Here is an 18,683-nt window from a genome sequence, read left to right as displayed (position 1 = left end):
TGTCAAGCAATTTGATGAAAAAAGCACCGCTTCTTGAAAAAGCGGTTTTCCTGCAGTTCCGGCAAGCCGCTTTTCTGTGGGAGGGGCTTCAGCCCCGACGCGTTACCGGTAAGGCGTCGGGGCTGAAGCCCCTCCCACAGAAAAGCCAAAGACGCAACGCACTCGCGACCATCCCCCGGTCCCCGGCCCCCGGTGCCGACACACAAAATCACCGCACCCCAGCCATCCGCTGCGCCAACTTCTTCGCCGAGATGCCGGGCTTGGCGCCGAGTTCCTGCGCGAACAGCGACACGCGCAATTCCTCCAGGTCCCAACGTAGCGCCTGCCATTGCGGATCGGTGCTGCGTCCGGCCGCGGCGGCAGCGGCCAGCGCATCGACGAACGGCTTCAACTCCAGCATCCGCGCCTGGTCGCGCGCCGGATCGCGCTTGGCGCGTTCGGCGCGCAGGATCATCGCGCGCAGGTAGCGCGGGAACTGCGCCAGCGCCGTGGCCGGGGTTTCGCGCAGGAAGCCCGGATGCACCAGCGCCGCCAGTTGCGCGCGCAGGTCGTCGAGGTTGCCGCTGGCCCAGCCCATCAGCGGCGATTCCAGCTGCGGTTTCAATTCCGCCGCCGCGCTCATGATCGCCTCGGCCAGCTTCAATCGCTCCATCGCCTCGCCGAACAATTGCTTGCCGGCCGCATCGCGGCGCTGGGCGAAGCTGCCCGGGTCGCGGATCGCGTCCAGACCCTCTTCGAGCAAGGCATTCAACGCCGCATCGACCAGATCGCCGCGCAAGCGCTCCTGCGACTCGATCGCCGCATACAGCAGCCCGGTCTTCGGCGACACCGGCAGCTGCTTGCGCGCCTGCTTGACCTTGTCGGCAAGCGCGATCTCCAGCAGCCGGCGCACGCCACGCGGATGCGCCGCCTCGGCCTGCGTGCGGTCGGCGAAGATGCGTAACGCCGCGGCCTCGCCTGCGTCCACCAACGCCGGATACGCCGGCACCCCCGCTTCGCCCGGCACTTGCAGCGGGATCGGCGCGGACGGGAATTCGCGCAGCCCGTCCGCGGCCATCTCGCGCCCGGCGCGCGCGGCGAACGCATGCCCGGCGCGATCGCCGAAGCGTGCGCGCAACGCTTCCAGGTCGCGCGATTCGGCCAGCACCTTGCCTGCGTCGTCGCGCAGCCGCAGGTTCATGCGCAGGTGCGGTTCCAATGCGCTGTCGTCGAAGTCCAGCGCGCTCAGCGCCGCGCCGGTGGCGCGTTGCAGGAAGCGCGCCAGCTCGCCGCGAATGTCGTCGGCGCTGGGCTGCGGGAACGCCTCGTAGAAGGCGCGGGCGAAGTCCGGCGCCGGCACGTAGTTGCGGCGCAGCGCCTTGGGCAGGCTGCGGATCAGCGCCGCAGCCTTGTCGGCGACGAAGCCCGGCGCCAGCCACGACAGCCGCGCCACATCCAGCGCATTGAGCAGGTGCAGCGGCACCTCCAGGGTCACGCCGTCGTCGGCCGCGCCCGGTTCGAACTTGTAATGCAGCGCCAGCCGCGCGTCGCCCAGCGCGAAGTACTTCGGATAGCGATCGGCCTCGCTGCCTTCGCCCGGCAGCAGGTCGGTCAGCGACCAGTGCAGCGCGCGCCGCTGCTCCGGCGCCAATGCCTTCCACCACGCGTCCAGGCCGGCGGCCGAATGCAGTTCGCCGGGAATCCGGTCCAGATACCAGCGCGCCTGCCAGTCCTCGTCGGCGACGATGCCGGCGCGGCGCAGCTTGGCTTCTTCCTCGTGCGCCTGCGCCAGCACTTTCTGGTTGTCGGCGACGAAGCTGGCGCGGGTGTCGATCTCGCCCGGCACCAGGCCCTGGCGCACGAACAGTTCGTGCGCGCCGGGCGGGTCGATGCGGCCGTAGTGCACCGGCTTCTTCGGCGCCAGCACCAGCCCGAACAGGCTGATCTGTTCGGACGCCAGCACCTGCCCCTGCGCGCGCGACCAATGCGGGTCGAAATGCTTGCGCGCCAGCAGGTGCGGCAGCTCGGCGATGACCCAGTCCGGCTCGACCGCGGCATTGGTCATGCCCCACACCTTCTGCGTGTCCAGCAGCGTGGCCGGCAGCACCCACGGTGGCGGCTTGCGGGCAAGCGTGGAGCCGGGGAACAGCAGGAAACGGCGCTGCCGCGGCGCCAGGAAATCGCCCTTCTCGGTGCGATGGCCGACCTGCGTCGGCAGGCCGGCGAGCAGCGCGCGATGCAGCGCCTGGTAGGCGGCGGCGCGTTCGCGCTCGCTGGCACGTGGCGCATCGTCGGTTGCGTTGGCCGGCGGCGCGGGCCTGGCAGCGACCGGCGCGACCGCCGCCGGTTCGCTGCGCCCTTCGCGCGCCAGCCGCGCTGCGCGATGCAGCTGCCCACGTGTGGCGCGCGCGCTGGTCTCGGCATCGCGCGCCGGCGGCGGCGATGCGGCGCCGGCCAGCAGCGGCAGCAGCGAGGCCGCCGCCGGCTCCTCGCTCCAGCCCAGTTCCTCGCACAGCAGGTGCAACTGGCGGTGCAGTTCGCGCCATTCGCGCATGCGCAGGAAACCGAGGAAGTGGCGCCCGCACCAGTCGCGCAGCTTGGACTGGGTCAATGCCTCGTGCGCCTGCCGATAGCCGTCCCACAGGCGCAGGATGCCGACGAATTCCGAGCGCGCATCGGCGAATGTGGCATGCGCGTTGTCGGCCGCCTCGCGCGCTTCCGGCGGGCGTTCGCGCGGGTCCTGGATGCCCAGGAACGCGGCGATCACCAGCATCGGCCGCAGGCAGCCGTGCTGCTGCGCGGCCACCAGCATCCGCGCCAGCTTCACGTCCACCGGCAGGCGCGCCATCTTGCGGCCGATCTCGGTGAGCTTGCGCAGGCCATGGCGGTCGGCCTCGCCGACCGCGCCCAGTTCCACCAGCTGCTGCCAGCCGTCGGCCACTGCGCGCTCGTCCGGCGGCTCCAGGAACGGGAAATCCTCGATTCGCCCCAGCCCCAGCTGCAGCATGCGCAGGATCACCCCGGCCAGGCTGGAACGGCGGATCTCCGGATCGGTGAACTCCGGCCGCGCCTGGAAATCGGCCTCGGCGTACAGCCGGTAGCAGATGCCCTCGGCCACGCGCCCGCAACGGCCCTTGCGCTGGTTGGCGCTGGCCTGCGAGATCGGCTCGATGTGCAGCCGATCCAGCTTCTGCCGCGGGCTGTAGCGCTTGACCCGCGCATAGCCCGGATCGACCACGTAGCGGATCCGCGGCACGGTCAGCGAGGTCTCGGCGACGTTGGTGGACAGCACCAGGCGCCGCCGCGGGCCGGGATTGAACACCCGGTCCTGGTCGCTGTTGGACAGCCGCGCGTACAGCGGCAGCACTTCGGTCTCGCGGTACTTGCGCCGCTCCAGCGCCTGGTGCGCATCGCGGATCTCGCGCTCGCCGGGCAGGAACAGCAGCACGTCGCCGCGCGCATCCAGCCGGGTGATCTCGTCCACCGCGGCCACGATCGCATCGTTGACGGTGCGCTCGCCGGCGCGGTCCTGGCCCTCGCCGTCCGCACCGCCGCTCTCGCCCTCCAATGGCCGGTAGCGCACTTCCACCGGGAAAGTGCGGCCCTCGACGCTGATCACCGGCGCACCGTCGAAATGCTCGGCGAAGCGCGCGGTGTCGATCGTCGCCGAGGTCACGATCACCTTCAGCTCCGGGCGCTTGCGCAGCAGTTGCTTGAGGTAGCCGAGCAGGAAATCGATGTTGAGGCTGCGCTCGTGCGCCTCGTCGACGATGATCGTGTCGTAGCTGGACAGCCAGCGGTCGCTGGCGATCTCGGCCAGCAGGATGCCGTCGGTCATGAACTTGATCCGGGTCTCCTCGCCGACCCGGTCGTTGAAGCGCACCTGGAAGCCCACCGCCCCGCCCACCGGCGTGCGCAATTCCTCGGCCACGCGCGCGGCCACCGCGCGCGCGGCGATGCGCCGCGGCTGGGTGCAGCCGATCATGCCGGCGGCGCCGCGGCCGGCGGCCAGGCACAGCTTCGGCAGCTGCGTGGTCTTGCCCGAGCCGGTCTCGCCGGCGATGACCACAACTTGGTGGGCGCGGATCAGCGCCACGATGCGCTCGGCCTCGCGCGCGATCGGCAACTGGTCGTCCAGGGTGATCGCCGGCTGTGCCGTCGCGCGCGCCTGGCAGCGCGACTGCGATTGGCCCAGCGCCTGCTCGAACGCCGCCTCCAATGCGGGATTGCCGGGCGCGGCCTGCCAGCGCGACCATAGGCCATACAGGCGGCCGCGGTCGCGGGTCAGCGCCGCGTCGATCGCATCGCGGCGCTCGCGCAGGCGGGTGGCCAATTCGTTTTCGATCGTGCTCATCAATCGGATGCCGTTGAACGTTGAATAACAGCGCATGCTTTAGTCTGTCTATTGTGACGCCATATCGTTCCCAACCCCTCAAGAGGATTCCCTGATGGCCAAGAGCAAGACCCCCGGCAAGACCAAGCGCCCCACCAAGCAGGCAGCGTCCACCACGCCGCTGGCCGCGCTGGCGCCGTCCGCGCCCAACATCGATATCGGGATCAGCGGCAGCGACCGCAAGAAGATCGCCGACGGCCTGTCGCACTTCATGGCCGACGCGTTCACCCTGTACCTGAAGACCCACAACTTCCACTGGAACGTGACCGGGTCGATGTTCAACTCGCTGCACCTGATGTTCGAGACCCAGTACACCGAGCAGTGGGCGGCGCTGGACGACGTCGCCGAGCGCATCCGCGCGCTGGGCTTCAACGCGCCGGGCTCGTACAAGGAATTCGCCGCGCTGACCTCGATTCCGGAAGAGCCGGGCCTGAGCGACAGCGCCGACTGGCGCGAGATGGTGCGCCAGCTGGTGGTCGGCAACGAGGCGCTGTGCCGCACCGCGCGCAAGGCGCTGAAGACCGCCGACGATGCCGGCGACGACCCGTCGGTGGACATGCTGACCCAGCGCCTGCAGACCCACGAGAAGTACGCGTGGATGCTGCGTTCCTTGCTGCAGTAAGGGGCATGGCCATGCCTGCGCAGCAGGCATAGCCTCCCAGAGTTTGCGCTGCAAACTCTGGGACCCCATCTGCGCGGCTCCCAATCCCCAGGCCTTCGGCGCGCCCCCCTTACTAAGGGGGCTTGCATGCTGGAAGGTCTGCGCAAGAGACCTCCTGTCTCCCACCCATCCCTCACACTGACGCAGCAGGGTCTCCGCCCGCCCACATGGACGTTCGATGAGTGCTTCGTATGCCTCGCCACGCCGCACGCTGCTGACCATCGTGCTGGGATGCGCCGTCGGTATCGCAGCTGGCTTGTTCGCAGGCTTTCATCGTGATGATGGCAGCTCGGCGATTCGGGCGTGCCCACCAATAGCGGACATCGCCTGATCGCGTTTCCGGTGCTGTTGATCGGCCGCGTCGGCGGTGGGCGCCGCGCACGTCGGGCAATACAGACGCACGCTGGAGCTGGCGCCTGACGTCGCGGTGCGTGGCGACGGCGCACTGCTGCACTTGACCTACGCGGTATCCTAGGCGCATGCAATCTTCCGCTCATTCCGTGCTCGGCCGCGTGTTCGGCTACGACCAGTTCCGCGGCCCGCAGCAGGACATCGTCGAACACGTCGCCGCCGGCCAGGACGCGCTGGTGCTGATGCCCACCGGCGGCGGCAAATCGCTGTGCTACCAGATTCCGTCGCTGCTGCGCGACGGCACCGGCATCGTCATCTCGCCGCTGATCGCGCTGATGCAGGACCAGGTCGAGGCGCTGCGCCAGCTCGGCGTGCGCGCCGAATACCTCAATTCCACGCTGGATGGCGAGACCGCGCAGCGGGTCGAGCGCGAACTGCTGGCCGGCGAGCTGGACCTGCTATACGTGGCTCCCGAACGCCTGCTGACCCCACGCTTCCTGTCGCTGCTCGAACGCAGTCGCATCGCCCTGTTCGCGATCGACGAGGCGCATTGCGTGTCGCAATGGGGCCACGATTTCCGTCCCGAATACCGGCAGCTCACCGTGCTGCACGAGCGCTGGCCGCAGATCCCGCGCATCGCCCTGACCGCCACCGCCGATCCGCCGACCCAGCGCGAGATCGCCGAGCGCCTGGACCTGACCCAGGCCCGCCACTTCGTCAGCTCCTTCGACCGCCCCAACATCCGCTACAGCGTGGTGCAGAAGGACAACAGCAAGCGCCAGTTGCTGGATTTCCTGCGCGCGCACCGCGGCAGCGCCGGCATCGTCTACTGCATGTCGCGGCGCAAAGTCGAGGAGACCGCCGAGTTCCTGGCAAAGGAAGGACTCAACGCCCTGCCCTACCACGCCGGCCTGCCGGCCGAGGTCCGCGCCGGCAACCAGCGCCGCTTTCTGCGCGAGGACGGCATCGTGATGTGCGCCACCATCGCCTTCGGCATGGGCATCGACAAGCCGGACGTGCGCTTCGTCGCGCATACCGACCTGCCCAAGTCGCTGGAAGGCTACTACCAGGAAACCGGCCGCGCCGGGCGCGACGGCGAAGCCGCCGAGGCCTGGCTGTGCTACGGCCTGGGCGACGTGGTGCTGCTCAAGCAGATGATCGAAAAAGGCGAAGCCGGCGAAGACCGCAAGCGGGTCGAGCGGCGCAAGCTCGACCAGTTGCTCGGCTATTGCGAATCGATGCAATGCCGGCGCCAGGTGCTGCTGGCCGGCTTCGGCGAAACCTATCCGCAGCCCTGCGGCAACTGCGACAACTGCCTGACCCCGGCCGCGGCCTGGGACGCCACCGTCGCCGTGCAGAAGGCGCTGAGCTGCGTCTACCGCAGCGGCCAGCGCTTCGGCGTCGGCCACCTGATCGACATCCTGCGCGGCAGCGACGGCGAGAAGATCAAGCAGTTCGGCCACGACCGGCTCAGCACCTACGGCATCGGCAAGGACCTGGACGCGCGCGCTTGGCGCGGCGTGTTCAGGCAACTGGTCGCCACCGGGCTGCTGGAAGTGGACAGCGACGCCTACGGCGGGCTGCGCCTCACCGATGCCAGCCGCCAGGTGCTCAAGGGCGAGCGCCAGATCATGATGCGCCGCGAGGCGCCGAGCCGCGGCCGCGAGCGCAACGAGCGCAGCGGCAGCCCGCGCACCGGCGTCCCGGTGCAGCCGCAGGACCTGGGCCTGTTCAACGCGCTGCGCGACCTGCGCGCCGGCCTGGCCAAGGAGCAGAACGTGCCGGCGTTCGTGATCTTCCACGACAGCACCTTGCGCAACATCGCCGAACAGCGCCCGACCAGCCTGGACGAACTGGCCCATGTCGGCGGCATCGGCGGCACCAAACTGGCCCGCTACGGCCAGCAGCTGATCGATATCGTCCTGCAGCAAGGCTAGCCGCAGTAATGAAGAAGGCGGCGCTTGCCGCCGCATCGCGGCAGATGGCCGGCGCCGGCAAGAAAATTCCCCGGCACCGACAGGCCGGGTTCAACGTGATATTGATAGCGTCCGCTCATGGTGGCGCGCAGCCGCGGCTGCCGCCCTCCAGCCCCTCTTTCCTTGGCGTACGTCGATGAAACGATCCCTCCTGCTTGCCTGCGCCCTGCTCGCCGGCCCGGCCACGGCGCAAACCTCCGCCGACGCAGGTTCCGGCAGCAGCAACAGCGAGGCGGCCAAGCGCGCGCTGGACCTGAGCGTGCCGCAGCAACCGATCACCTACGGCAGCGACCCGGTGTACAAGGCCGATCCGCCCGGCGCCTACTACGGCGACACCAGCGGCACCTCGGCCTCGGCGCAGAAGGCCGCGGCCACCCAGGCCGTGGCCGAGGCCGAGCAGGCGCATGCCGAGCGCTGCAAGGGCGATGTGCACGGCAGCGTCGCCACCGGTTTCGGCTATTCCTCGCGCGGCGGCAACAGCAACTACCAGGCCGCCAACCTCAACCTGTGCAAGACCTATTACAACGACGACGGCAAGCCGCGCGAAGTGGGCATCAGCATCAGCGTCGGCCAGAGCGAAGGCCACGGCGGCTACTACGGCCGCGGCGGCTACGGCTATCCCTACGGCGGCTGGTAACGGCCAAGCCGCCGGCGCAGCGGCGGCATGCGTGCGTCGGCATCGGGCCGGCGCACCACGCGCGGCACTGAACGTCCCTGTCGGGCGCTACAGCGCGTCCATCTGCGCGCGCACGTCTGCGGCCATAAGGCCGTAGCCCGCCGTGGTGGGATGCGTGCCGTCGGTGGTCGCATAGCGCGCGGCTCCGGTCGCCAGAAATTTCAGATCGTCGCTGCCGCGGATCGATGGCCAATGCTGGAACGCATCGACCGCTGCGCCCATATTCGGCGCCAGCCAGGCGCTGAGTTGCGCAGCGATTCCGTTACTGTCCCAGCCGCCAGGGCCACCGCAATAGTTCTGGTTCGCTTCGGTGGCCCAGCTGTCGGTAGAAGTGGTCCGCGGCAACAGGTGAGCGGCCAGGATCTTCTGCACCGCATTGGCGCGCAGCATCGCGTAGATCGCCGACAGACGGGTCTGCAGCGTGTCCAGCGACACGCCGGTGCCGGCGAGGCCGATGTCGTTGGTACCGTACATGACGACGGCATGCGTCGCGTATCTCGCCAGCGTCGCGCTGCGCGCATCGACGACCGCCAACGTGCTGATGCTGCCGTGCACGGCCATGTTCATGTAGCCGATCTGGCTTGCATCGGTGTCGCTCGAATCGCGCATTGCCCGCGACATCCAGCCCAGGCCGGCCACGCGCGTGGCGCTGCCCGCATCGCCGGTGCCCTGACAGAGCGAATCGCCCACGCACAGCCATGCCTTGGCGGCAGCATCGACGTGCCGACCGACCAGTTTGGGCACATAACCGTTCGGGCGGCTCTGCACCGCATCTCCGGTTTGCGTCCATTGCCCCGCTGCATACACGTCGCTGCTGACGGTCAGCGTTGGGTCGAACCAGGCCACGCGGGCTCCGGATTGCGACGTGGCGCGCGCCGAGCTGTTGCACAGGTTCGATGCCGTGGACAGGTCGAACATCACCAGCATCTTCACGTACGCGGTCGTCCCGCGCGCAAACGTCGCAAGCGCGAAGTCGGCAGGCGTGAGCGGATCGCTCAGCACGTCGTTGGCGCCATCGTCCAGCGTGATACCGGCCGCGCCGCCGAAAGTGATCGGCTTCACCACGCCACCGATCTCCAACGATGCCCCCTGAATCGGCAGCGTATTGCCCGGGTTGACCATCGCGTTGTTGCTGTAGGAAAAGTACCAGTTGTCCAGCAGCAGGCGCAGCTCGCACAGGTCACCGGAGCCGAGCACGTAGGGCCAGCGGATCTGCACGCCGCGCTTGCCGATCGACTCCTTGCCGTTGTGCGCCACATTGCCGGAGGACGCGAAGCGCAACGGGTTCTGCGCAACCGGAGGGTCGCCCTCGCAGTACGGCCGCGGCGGTAGCGCCTGCACATGGCCTGCGCTGGACGCGGTCGCCGCCAGCGGGACGCGCAGCAGGCCCACGGCAGCCGCCAGCGCACTGCACTGCAGGAAACGGCGCCGCGACGGATCCTGTGCCGCCGCATCGGCAGCGTCGGCGTGCACGCACTGCGCCGCATGGCCAGGACCGGAAGGTGCACTCATCGGATTCCGCGCGGATGGACAGCCGCAGGATGCGACGTGGAAACACGGCAATACATCGCTTGCTCCTATGTACTTCGCTGTGCCAAGCCTAGGCCGCACCGCTGCCGCGAACAAGCGATCTGTCGCCGTTGTGCAATCGAGACGCCATTGCGTCTTGTCGCCAGACTGGTCAGACATCGGCAGTTGCGCCGCAATCGCGTCTCTGGCTCACAGTTTCAGGCGCATCGCGCCCTCGTCCACGCGCCCGATCACGCCTTGCACGCCAGCGCGGTAGCCCATCTCGAAATGGGTCGCGCCGGCCTCGCCCACGGCCCCCGCGGCGACGCTCGCGTCGATGAGCCTACCGTCTGCGCCGCCGTCAGCGCATCGCGCAGTTCAACGTTGCAGTCCTAGCGCCGAACATAGCGCAGCGCACGGCGCGCATCCCGATCGTCGCCAGAGCGCAACGCGCAATTTCGCGAAAGCCAGCACATCGCGGAAAACGCTACCGGCACATGGCGCGCGGCATGTAGGCACCAGCGCAGGCATCAAGCGGGCGAGATCTGGCCGCAGAGGATGCAAACCCTATTTTTACTGGTGGGCCGTGATGGATTCGAACCATCGACCAAAAGATTAAAAGTCTTCTGCTCTACCGACTGAGCTAACGGCCCAAAACAACGTCCCGGCCTTGCGCCGGGTGCGTAGTCTACCCCAGCCCAGGGTCAACGCGAAATCAGGCGTAGCGGGTCGGGTCGGCCACGCCGGCATCGGCGAAGCCGGCGGCGCGCAGCCGGCAGGCGTCGCAGTGGCCGCAGGCGCGGCCGTCGCCATCGGCGCGGTAGCAAGACACAGTGAGGCCGAAATCCACGCCCAGGCGCTGGCCCTCGCGCACGATGTCGGCCTTGCTCATGCGCTGCAGCGGCGCGTGCACGCGCAGGCCGGCGCCTTCCACGCCGGCCTTGGTCGCCAGGTTGGCCAGGGTCTGGAACGCGTCGATGAACTCGGGACGGCAGTCCGGGTAGCCGGAGTAGTCCACCGCGTTGACGCCGCAGAAGATGTCCGCCGCGCCCAGCACCTCGGCCCAGCCCAGCGCCACCGACAGCATGATGGTGTTGCGCGCCGGCACATAGGTGACCGGGATGCCCTCGCCGCCCGCGTCCGGCACCTCGATGTCGTCGGTCAGCGCGGAGCCGCCGATGCTGCGCAGGTCGACGTTGACGGTCTTGTGTGCCACCGCGCCGAGCGCGGCGGCCACGCGCGTGGCCGCGTCCAGTTCGGAGGTATGCCGCTGCCCATAGCTGACGCTCAGCGCATGCACGGCATAACCCTGCTCGCGGGCGATAGCGACGACGACGGCGGAATCCATGCCACCGGAGAGTAGGACAACGGCGTTTTTCATTGTGGGGCCGGGATTGGGGAATGGAAAAACGGGAATGGGCAGAGCGTAACAGCTGCACCGAACAGGGAGGATCGCCGGTTTTCGAGAAGCGGAATCGAAGCACTCAACGAATCGTCTGCAATGCAGCGCTTTGCCGATTCCCGTTTCTCCATTCCCGATTCCCGGCTACGCGCCCGCGCAGCTAACGCCCCGGCTCGTCGTTCCACAGCAGCTTGTGCAGCTGCATCTGGAAGCGCACCGACAGGCGGTCGGCGACGATCCAGTCGGCCAGCTCGCGCGGCGCCAATTCGCTCTTGCTCGGCGAGAACCACACGGTGCAGCGCTCGTGCAGGCGGTGTTCGGCGACGATCGCGCGCGCCCAGTCGTAGTCGGCACGGCCGCACAGCACGAACTTGATCTGGTCGCGCGCGCTCAGCAGCGGCAGGTTTTCCCAGCGGTTGCGCTGCGCCTCCTGCGAGGCCGGGGTCTTGATGTCGAGCACTCGCGACACGCGCGGGTCCACGTCGGCGATGTCCAGCGCACCGGAGGTTTCCAGCGATACGTCGTAGCCGGCGTCGCATAGCTGCTCTAGCAGGCGCAGGCAGCGCTTCTGCGCCAGCGGCTCGCCGCCGGTCACGCAGACATGGCGCACGCCGTGGCGCGCCACCTCGGCCAGGATCGCGTCGATGTCCCACCACTGCCCGCCGTGGAAGGCGTAGGCGGTATCGCAATAGCTGCAGCGCAGCGGGCAGCCGGTCAGGCGCACGAACACGGTCGGCCAGCCGGCGCTGTCGGCCTCGCCCTGTAGCGACAGGAATATCTCCGTCAGCTTCAGGCGCGGTAGCGGGCTTTGAACGATTTCGCTGGGAACGGCGGCCATGGCGGGAAAGTATGCCCCCGCGACGATGGCGGCAGCGTTCGGGGGCTCAGCGCAGCTGCTGGCCGATGCGGATCGACTGCAGGCGGTCCTGCGCGGTGCGCGCGGCATCCGATCCCGGATACTGGCTGATCACCTGCTGCAGGGTCTGCTCGGCGTCCTGGGTGCGGCCTTCGCCGTACTGGGACAAGCCCAGCTTGAGCAGGGCGCCGGAGGCCTTGTCGTGGGTCGGATAGCGGCCGATCAGGTCGCGGAACTGCGCCTCGGCCAGCGGGAAATTCTTGGTGGCGTAATAGCTCTCGCCCAGCCAATACAAGGCATTGGGGGCATACACGCCGTTCGGGTACAGCTCGAGAAAGCTCTGGAACAGATTCGCCGAGTCGGCATATTTGCCAGCCTTCAGCGCCTCGAAGGCGACGTTGTAGCTGGTGCGCTCGTCGCCGCTGGCGGCGAGCGTGCCGGCGTCGCCATGCACCGACGGCGGCCGTTCGGAAACGGCGGCAGCCGGCTTGGCGGCGGGTGCGGAAGCGGCAGGTGCGGCAGCGCCAGCCGGCGGCAACGGCGGCGTCGCGCCACCCTCGATCCGGTTCAGGCGGCCGTCCAAGTCCAGGTACTGGTCCTTGGCGCGCTGCTTGAGTTGTTCGTTGTCGTGCTGCAATTGCTCGATCGTGGCCTCCAGCGACTGCACCTGCGTCCGCAGCTGGTTGAGCTGGTTCAGCATGTCGGTGTTGCCCTGGGTGTTCATGGCCTGCTGCTCGAGCGCGGACACGCGATCGGCGAGGCTTGCGCGCTGCGCATCAGCCGGCGCGGCGGCCACCAGGGCCGCCGCGACGATCATCGATGTAAGGACACCGATACGCATCTATTACTGAGCCGTGTACACGATCTCGACGCGGCGGTTCTGCGACCAGCAGGACTCGCCCGACTCGGTGCACACCGGACGCTCTTCGCCGTAGCTGACCACGGTCAGCTGCGCAGCCGAACCGCCGGCAGCCTGCAGCGCCGAAGACACGGCGTTGCCACGACGCTCGCCCAGGCCCATGTTGTACTCGCGCGAACCGCGCTCGTCGGCATTGCCCTGCAGGGTGATGCGCGAGGACGGACGGTCACGCAGGTACTTGGCGTGACAGGCCATGATCGCCTGGAACTCCGGCTTCAGCGAGTCCTGGTCCAGATCGAAGTAGACCACGCGCTGGCGCAGGCAGGCATCGGTATTCAAATCGCCCGGGCCGTACAGGCCGGAGGTCGACGGGCCGGCCGGGGTGGTGGAACCGGTGGTGCCGGTGGTATCGGTCGGGGGAACTTCCTTGACCTTCTTGGAGCAGCCGGCCAGAGCTGCGACGGACAACAGCGAAACAAGCAGTACGCGGGTGGTCTTGTTCATGTGGATACCTATATGGCTCCTGAGCCGAAAAGGGGTTCAACGCAGCGAAATATTAACATCAAACTTACGCATCAACGCGCCGTCCGGTACGGCGACCACGACGGCTCGCGCACGTCGCCATCGGCCAGGACCAGGCGCTGACGCACGCGGGCATCGGCCGAGACCGCGTACAGCACCCCTCGCCCGCCTTCGCGTGCGGCATACAAGACCATGCTGGCGTTCGGGGCAAAGCTGGGCGACTCGTCCAGCGACCCCGTAGACAATGTGCTCCAGCGCGGCGAACCCAGGCTGCGGTCCATCATCGCGATCTTGTAGGTATTGCCGCTGCCCTGGGCGACGGCGATCTTTTTGCCGTCGAAAGACACGCTGGCGGTGGCGTTGTAATTGCCCTGGAAGGTGACCCGGTTGGCGCTGCCGCCGGTCGCCGCCACTTGGTAGATCTGCGGCCGGCCGCCGCGATCGGAGGTGAAGTAGATGCTGCTGCCGTCAGGCGCCCAGGTCGGCTCGGTGTCGATGCCGAAATGGTTAGTCAGCTGGGTCAGCTGCTTGCTGCCCAGATCCATCACGTAGATCTCCGGGTTGCCGCTGCGCGACAGCGCCAGGGCCAGCTTGCGACCGTCCGGCGAGAACGAAGGCGCGCCGTTGATGCCGCGGAAGCTGGACACCAGCTGGCGGGCGCCGGTGGCGATGTCCTGGAGGTAGATCGAGGAGTTGCCGCGCTCGAAGCTGACGTAGGCCAGCTTCTTGCCGTCCGGGCTCCAGTTCGGCGACAGCAGCGGTTCGGCCGAGCGCACGATGGTCTGCGGGTTGTAGCCGTCGGCGTCGGCGACCATCAACGCATAACGCATCGCGCCGCCCTTGCCGCTGGCGGTGACGTAGGCGATGCGGGTCCAGAACGCGCCGCGCACGCCGGTGATCTTCTCATAGATCGCATCGGCCATCTGGTGCGCCACATCGCGCATCGCACTGGCGCGCGCGGTCATCGCCAGGCCGAGCATGCGCTCGCCCTTGGCCACGTCGAACAGTTCATACTCGACCCGGTAGGTGCCTTCGCCGGCATCCATCACCCGGCCGGCGACCAGGTAATCCTGCTTCAGCGCACGCCAGGTGGCGTACTGCACTTCGCTGCCGCGGGTCGGGCGCTCGACGATCTGCGCCTCGGGCAGGTCGCGGAACTGGCCGGAACGGTCCAGGTCGGCACGCACCACCGCGGCCACGTCGGTGGACGGCGCGGCCGCCGAACCCTGGTAGGGCATCGGCACGACGGTGATCGGCGTCGCCGACGCGTTGCCGCCGACGATGTCGATTTCCAGGCCCTTGTCCTGCGCGAACGCGGCCAGGGGGAGCATCAGGGCAGCCAGGGCGGCAAGCCAGCGCGGCAGTTTCTTCATGGGTTGCTCAGCGGTACTCGGGAAAGGCGCAAGAGATAGCAATGCGCGGGTGAACGTATTCGCAATCATGAACCATCGATGTGTGAAGCCGATGGCAGGAAGCGTGGATTATCGCCTATCAAGCCGCCCGGGAGTGAAAGCGCAAGCTTTTATTCCCGAGTCCCGGCGTCTCAGCGATCCTGCGCAGTGAAGTTAAAGGTCAGATCGCGCGCGAACACCGATTCGAAGCCCCGGTAAGGCAGCGGCTGCGCCCGCAGCACCGCGGCCTCGATCGAACGCCGGCCCGCTTCGTCGTAGGGACAGTCGGGGCTGACCTTGGCCTCGATCACCTGCCCGCCGACGATCTGCTTGATCGCGATCTTGCACTTCTGCCCCAGCGGCACCGAATCCGGACGCACCCACTGGCTCAGCACCGCCTGCTGGATCGCCGCGGCGTACTTCGCCGACAGGTCGGTATTGGTGCCGTTCTGCCCGGGCGTGGCCTGCGGCGTGGACGCGGCGGTGGCCGAGGCCTGCTTGGCGCGCACGTCGGCCAGCTGGCGCAGCTTCTGCTCGGCCAGCTTGGCCTCGCGGTCGGCCTGCTCGCGCTGCTTGCGGATGTCGGCGATCTTCTTCTGCCGATCCTCTTCCTGCTGCGCGGCCAGGCGCTGCTTCTGCTCGGCCTCCTGCTGGCGCTTCTGCTCGGTCAGGTCGATCTGCTCCTGGCGGCGCTTGGCTTCCTGCTCCTGCTTCTCTTTTTCCTGCGAGATCGCGGTGCGGCTGGCGCGGTCCTGGTCGACCTTGTCCGGCACCGGAATGAAGTCCTGCGCCTTCTGCTGCTGCTCGGTCGGCGCCTGCTGCGGCTTGGGCACGGGCACCGGTTGCGGCGGCGGCACGGTATCGTCCTCGGCGACTTCCTTGACCGGTTCGGGCAACGGTTCGGGCAGGGGCTTGGGCGCGTCCTGCACCGCCTTCTGCGCCGAACGCACGTCCGCCGCCGACACCACCAGCGAGGCCTCGACCATCGGCGAACCCGCCGCCGGTTCCACCTCGCGCACGGGCGACCACCACCAGGCAAGGAAGAACAGCAGCCCGAGCAGCACGTGCACGGCCAGCGCGAGGAGCACGCCGACGATCAGGCCCTGGTCGCTGTCCTGTTCGCGGGGCGGTCGGGAATCGGCTTCAGCGTGCATTGGTACCGGGCTGGCTCATCAGGCCCACCTTGGGAACGCCGGCCTGCTGCAGCATGACCATGGTGTCCATGACCAGCTGGTAGTTGGAATTGCCCGGGGCGGCGACAAACACCGGCACGTCCTTGTTCTGGCCGACGAAGGCCTGCATCTTCGCCTTCAGTTCCGGCGCACCGATCTTCTCCGGCTTGCCGTCCTGCAGGGTCAGCGTGTAGTGGCCCTCGGCATCGACGCTGACGATGACCGGGTCCTTCTTGCTTTCCACCGAACGCGCGGTGGAATCGGGCAGGTCCACGTCCACGCTCAGACTCAGCAGCGGCGCGGTGACCATGAAGATGATCAGCAGCACCAGCATCACGTCGATGTACGGCACGACGTTGATCTCGGACTTGAGTTTGCGGCGTTTGCGGCGGGAAATGGCGGCAGTCATGCGGGAATCCTGGAATCTGGGGCGGAGCGCGCGGCGGCGCTCAGTCGCCGCTGGCCTGGCGCTGCAGGATGGAGCTGAACTCTTCGGAGAAGGTCTCAAAGCGCACCGCCATCCGCTCGACCCGGGTGGTGAAGCGGTTGTATGCCCACACCGCCGGAATCGCCACGAACAGGCCGATGGCGGTGGCGAACAGCGCCTCGGAGATACCCGGCGCGACCGCGGCGATACCCGCCTGCTGGCCGCTGTTGAGCATGTCGTGCATGGTCACCATGATGCCGAACACGGTGCCGACCAGGCCCACGTAGGGCGCCGTGGAGCCGATGTTGGCGAGCAGTTCCAGGTTGCGCTCCAGACGGTCCACCTCGCGCGCATAGGTCGCACGCATCGCTCGCTGCGCGCCTTCCAGCTGGATCCGCGCATCGAGCTTGCGCTTGTCGCGCAGGCGGGTGAATTCGCGGAAACCGGCCTCGAAGATCGCCTCCAGCCCGCCGACCACACGGTTGCGGTCGGCCGCCCCGGCGTAGAGCTTGGTCAAGTCGGTGCCGGACCAGAAGCGGTTCTCGAAGTCGTCCGCGTCGCGGTTGGCCTGCTTGAACACCCGCGCCTTGCGGAAAATGATCACCCAGCTGATCAGCGAGCCGAGCAGCAGCAGCAGCACAATCACCTTGACCGGCAGGCTGGCCTTGATCAGCAGATCCAGGTAGTTGATGCCGCCATGGGCGGCGGTGCTGGCGACGGCCTGCGCGGCGTTTTGGGTCACGTCCTGCGGTAGCGCCTCCGCCACCGTGTCCTGCAGGGCCAGGAGCAATGCGATCATCCGTCGTTCCTCAGTAATTCGGTTTCAGTGATTTCGAGAGCTTTCAATTGGTCGTACAACGCGTCGTCGATGCCGCGCGGGCGGAAGTTGCCAGCGCCCAGCGCCGCCACCTTCACCTGCGCACGCAACAGCAACTCGCCGTCGCGGTGGATCGACTGCGCGAACAGCAGGCTGGCGCGCTTGCATTGCGACAGCGCGACACCGACCTGCAGCGTATCGTCCAGGTGAGCCGGGCGCAGGAAGTCGAGGTGCATCGCGCGCACCGCGAACACCAGATCGCGCTGCAGGCGCAAGCGCTCCTGTCCGTAACCCAGCGCGCGCAGCCATTCCGTGCGCGCCCGCTCAAGAAAGGCGACGTAGCGTGCATGGTAGACCACGCAACCGGCGTCGGTATCTTCCCAGTAGATGCGTGTCGGCCAACTGAATAGCCGGCGGGACTGGGGACCGGGGACCGGGGACCCGGGGGTCATGGCCTGCTCCTTGTGTTCGCATGCGCCATAGCGGTGCGGCGCGACATTGCCATCGTCGTCAAAACAGCGACTCTCCCCGGTCCCCGGTCCCAGTCCCCCGGTCCCGCGGCGGCGGCAACCCCAGGTGCAGATAGGCCTTGTTGGTCGCCATGCGCCCGCGCGCGGTGCGGATCAGGTAGCCCTGCTGGATCAGGTAGGGCTCGATCACGTCTTCCAGGGTGCCACGCTCCTCCGACAGCGAGGCGGCCAGCGACTCGACCCCGACCGGGCCGCCGTCGAAGTAATCGATGATGGTGCGCAGCAGGCGCCGATCCAGGTCGTCGAAGCCTTCTGGGTCGACCCCGAGCATCTGCATCGCCGCCTGCGCCACGTCCAGGTCGATGTGGCCGCCGGCGCGGACCTGGGCGAAATCGCGGACCCGCCGCAGCAGCCGGTTGGCGATGCGCGGGGTGCCGCGCGCGCGCCGCGCGATCTCCGCGCAGCCATCAGCGTCGCAGGCGATGCCGAGGATGGCGGAGGAACGGCGCACGATCCTGCCCAGCTCTTCGGGGGTATAGAACGCCAGGCGCTGCACGATGCCGAAACGGTCGCGCAACGGCGCGGTCAGCAGGCCGGCGCGGGTGGTGGCGCCGATCAGGGTGAACGGCGGCAGGTCGATCTTGATCGAGCGCGCGGCCGGGCCCTCGCCGATCATGATGTCGATCTGGAAGTCTTCCATCGCCGGATACAGCACTTCCTCGACCACCGGCGACAGGCGGTGGATCTCGTCCACGAACAGCACGTCGTGCGGCTGCAGGTTGGTCAGCAGCGCCGCCAGGTCGCCAGCCTTCTCGATCACCGGGCCGGAGGTCACCCGCAGGTTGACCCCCAGTTCGTTGGCGATGACATGGCTGAGCGTGGTCTTGCCCAGGCCCGGCGGCCCGAAGATCAGCACATGGTCCAGCGCCTCGCCGCGCGCCTTGGCCGCTTCGATATAGATCGACAGCTGCTCGCGCACCGGCTGCTGGCCGAGGTAGTCGGCCAGCCGCTTGGGACGGATGCTGGCCTCGACCGCGTCGTCTTCGCGCGTGGCGCTGCTGGCGATGATGCGCTCCATCAGCGGGACCGGGGACCGGGGACCGGGGACCGGGCAACAGCGACGGTTGCGGCATGGCCGGCGGGCAGGAGGAACATCGTCATCGGGCAATTGTAGAAGAACGGAGCCCGCTTTTACCGGGTTCCCGGTCCCCGGTCCCTGGTC

16 protein-coding genes and 1 tRNA gene are annotated in these 18,683 nt (G+C 68.1%); 3 read left to right on the top strand and 14 right to left on the bottom strand.

The window, feature by feature from the left end:
* Nucleotides 1-208: 208 nt before the first annotated feature.
* A complete protein-coding gene (gene hrpA / locus E4A48_RS01995) occupies nucleotides 209-4,333 on the bottom strand; it encodes an ATP-dependent RNA helicase HrpA (RefSeq protein WP_142741804.1) in 4,125 nt (1,374 codons plus the stop codon).
* Nucleotides 4,334-4,427: 94 nt separating this feature from the next.
* Here hrpA and E4A48_RS01990 point away from each other — a divergent pair, with 94 nt between their 5' ends.
* Complete coding sequence (locus E4A48_RS01990; protein WP_039005715.1) at nucleotides 4,428-4,994, top strand: Dps family protein; 567 nt, start codon at nucleotides 4,428-4,430, stop codon at nucleotides 4,992-4,994.
* Between the two features lie 518 nt (nucleotides 4,995-5,512).
* Nucleotides 5,513-7,321, top strand: coding sequence for a DNA helicase RecQ (recQ, locus tag E4A48_RS01985; RefSeq protein ID WP_039005717.1), 1,809 nt, complete (start codon nucleotides 5,513-5,515; stop codon nucleotides 7,319-7,321).
* On the opposite strand, the gene E4A48_RS20810 is transcribed toward recQ, so the two are convergent.
* Nucleotides 7,318-7,440 (bottom strand): hypothetical protein, encoded by a 123-nt coding sequence (locus tag E4A48_RS20810; RefSeq protein WP_256055830.1) that lies wholly within the window; start codon nucleotides 7,438-7,440, stop codon nucleotides 7,318-7,320. The genes recQ and E4A48_RS20810 overlap by 4 nt on opposite strands.
* Before the next feature lie 56 nt (nucleotides 7,441-7,496).
* Between E4A48_RS20810 and E4A48_RS01980 the strand changes: the two genes are divergently transcribed.
* A complete protein-coding gene (locus E4A48_RS01980) occupies nucleotides 7,497-7,997 on the top strand; it encodes a hypothetical protein (protein WP_039005719.1) in 501 nt (166 codons plus the stop codon).
* Nucleotides 7,998-8,084: 87 nt separating this feature from the next.
* On the opposite strand, the gene E4A48_RS01975 is transcribed toward E4A48_RS01980, so the two are convergent.
* From E4A48_RS01975 to ruvB, 12 genes are all read right to left on the bottom strand, one after another.
* Nucleotides 8,085-9,254 (bottom strand): SGNH/GDSL hydrolase family protein, encoded by a 1,170-nt coding sequence (locus tag E4A48_RS01975; protein WP_260608037.1) that lies wholly within the window; start codon nucleotides 9,252-9,254, stop codon nucleotides 8,085-8,087.
* Between the two features lie 868 nt (nucleotides 9,255-10,122).
* Nucleotides 10,123-10,198 (bottom strand) — tRNA-Lys (locus tag E4A48_RS01970).
* 62 nt (nucleotides 10,199-10,260) lie between these two features.
* A complete protein-coding gene (gene queC, locus E4A48_RS01965) occupies nucleotides 10,261-10,926 on the bottom strand; it encodes a 7-cyano-7-deazaguanine synthase QueC (protein WP_039005721.1) in 666 nt (221 codons plus the stop codon).
* A gap of 181 nt (nucleotides 10,927-11,107) precedes the next feature.
* Entirely contained in the window at nucleotides 11,108-11,785 is a 678-nt protein-coding gene (gene queE, locus E4A48_RS01960) for a 7-carboxy-7-deazaguanine synthase QueE (protein WP_039005723.1), read from the bottom strand.
* A 46-nt stretch (nucleotides 11,786-11,831) separates the two neighbouring features.
* Nucleotides 11,832-12,644 (bottom strand): tol-pal system protein YbgF, encoded by an 813-nt coding sequence (ybgF, locus tag E4A48_RS01955; RefSeq protein WP_185910701.1) that lies wholly within the window; start codon nucleotides 12,642-12,644, stop codon nucleotides 11,832-11,834.
* Between the two features lie 3 nt (nucleotides 12,645-12,647).
* Nucleotides 12,648-13,166, bottom strand: a complete 519-nt coding sequence (gene pal, locus E4A48_RS01950; RefSeq protein ID WP_039005725.1) for a peptidoglycan-associated lipoprotein Pal — start codon at nucleotides 13,164-13,166, stop codon at nucleotides 12,648-12,650.
* Between the two features lie 71 nt (nucleotides 13,167-13,237).
* The gene (gene tolB, locus E4A48_RS01945; RefSeq protein ID WP_039005726.1) at nucleotides 13,238-14,557 is read right to left on the bottom strand and encodes a Tol-Pal system beta propeller repeat protein TolB; all 1,320 of its coding nucleotides are present in this window, start codon (nucleotides 14,555-14,557) and stop codon (nucleotides 13,238-13,240) included.
* Between the two features lie 170 nt (nucleotides 14,558-14,727).
* Complete coding sequence (gene tolA, locus E4A48_RS01940; RefSeq protein ID WP_039005727.1) at nucleotides 14,728-15,729, bottom strand: cell envelope integrity protein TolA; 1,002 nt, start codon at nucleotides 15,727-15,729, stop codon at nucleotides 14,728-14,730.
* On the bottom strand, nucleotides 15,719-16,156 hold the full coding sequence (tolR, locus tag E4A48_RS01935) for a protein TolR (protein WP_003472563.1): 438 nt from the start codon (nucleotides 16,154-16,156) through the stop codon (nucleotides 15,719-15,721). The genes tolA and tolR overlap by 11 nt, the downstream gene beginning before the upstream one ends.
* 40 nt (nucleotides 16,157-16,196) lie before the next feature.
* Nucleotides 16,197-16,973, bottom strand: coding sequence for a protein TolQ (gene tolQ, locus E4A48_RS01930; RefSeq protein ID WP_003472566.1), 777 nt, complete (start codon nucleotides 16,971-16,973; stop codon nucleotides 16,197-16,199).
* Entirely contained in the window at nucleotides 16,970-17,443 is a 474-nt protein-coding gene (gene ybgC / locus E4A48_RS01925; protein ID WP_039005728.1) for a tol-pal system-associated acyl-CoA thioesterase, read from the bottom strand. Before ybgC ends, tolQ begins: the two co-directional genes overlap by 4 nt.
* A 58-nt stretch (nucleotides 17,444-17,501) precedes the next feature.
* Nucleotides 17,502-18,539, bottom strand: a complete 1,038-nt coding sequence (gene ruvB, locus E4A48_RS01920; RefSeq protein WP_039005730.1) for a Holliday junction branch migration DNA helicase RuvB — start codon at nucleotides 18,537-18,539, stop codon at nucleotides 17,502-17,504.
* Nucleotides 18,540-18,683: the final 144 nt, after the last annotated feature.

Origin of the sequence: Xanthomonas translucens pv. cerealis, from assembly GCF_006838285.1 — a bacterium.
In the GTDB taxonomy this organism is placed as follows: Bacteria; Pseudomonadota; Gammaproteobacteria; order Xanthomonadales; family Xanthomonadaceae; genus Xanthomonas_A; species Xanthomonas_A cerealis.
The sequence above is the reverse complement of the archived record's forward strand: the minus strand, read 5'-3'. Positions and strand labels throughout refer to the sequence as shown.

What these genes read in the sequence shown, in the direction of transcription:
- hrpA (WP_142741804.1), bottom strand. Translation starts at nt 4,333, where the DNA reads ATGAGCACGATCGAAAACGAATTGGCCACCCGCCTGCGCGAGCGCCGC.
- E4A48_RS01990 (WP_039005715.1), top strand. Translation starts at nt 4,428, where the DNA reads ATGGCCAAGAGCAAGACCCCCGGCAAGACCAAGCGCCCCACCAAGCAG.
- recQ (WP_039005717.1), top strand. Translation starts at nt 5,513, where the DNA reads ATGCAATCTTCCGCTCATTCCGTGCTCGGCCGCGTGTTCGGCTACGAC.
- E4A48_RS20810 (WP_256055830.1), bottom strand. Translation starts at nt 7,440, where the DNA reads ATGAGCGGACGCTATCAATATCACGTTGAACCCGGCCTGTCGGTGCCG.
- E4A48_RS01980 (WP_039005719.1), top strand. Translation starts at nt 7,497, where the DNA reads ATGAAACGATCCCTCCTGCTTGCCTGCGCCCTGCTCGCCGGCCCGGCC.
- queC (WP_039005721.1), bottom strand. Translation starts at nt 10,926, where the DNA reads ATGAAAAACGCCGTTGTCCTACTCTCCGGTGGCATGGATTCCGCCGTC.
- queE (WP_039005723.1), bottom strand. Translation starts at nt 11,785, where the DNA reads ATGGCCGCCGTTCCCAGCGAAATCGTTCAAAGCCCGCTACCGCGCCTG.
- ybgF (WP_185910701.1), bottom strand. Translation starts at nt 12,644, where the DNA reads ATGCGTATCGGTGTCCTTACATCGATGATCGTCGCGGCGGCCCTGGTG.
- pal (WP_039005725.1), bottom strand. Translation starts at nt 13,166, where the DNA reads ATGAACAAGACCACCCGCGTACTGCTTGTTTCGCTGTTGTCCGTCGCA.
- tolB (WP_039005726.1), bottom strand. Translation starts at nt 14,557, where the DNA reads ATGAAGAAACTGCCGCGCTGGCTTGCCGCCCTGGCTGCCCTGATGCTC.
- tolA (WP_039005727.1), bottom strand. Translation starts at nt 15,729, where the DNA reads ATGCACGCTGAAGCCGATTCCCGACCGCCCCGCGAACAGGACAGCGAC.
- tolR (WP_003472563.1), bottom strand. Translation starts at nt 16,156, where the DNA reads ATGACTGCCGCCATTTCCCGCCGCAAACGCCGCAAACTCAAGTCCGAG.
- tolQ (WP_003472566.1), bottom strand. Translation starts at nt 16,973, where the DNA reads ATGATCGCATTGCTCCTGGCCCTGCAGGACACGGTGGCGGAGGCGCTA.
- ybgC (WP_039005728.1), bottom strand. Translation starts at nt 17,443, where the DNA reads ATGACCCCCGGGTCCCCGGTCCCCGGTCCCCAGTCCCGCCGGCTATTC.
- ruvB (WP_039005730.1), bottom strand. Translation starts at nt 18,539, where the DNA reads ATGGAGCGCATCATCGCCAGCAGCGCCACGCGCGAAGACGACGCGGTC.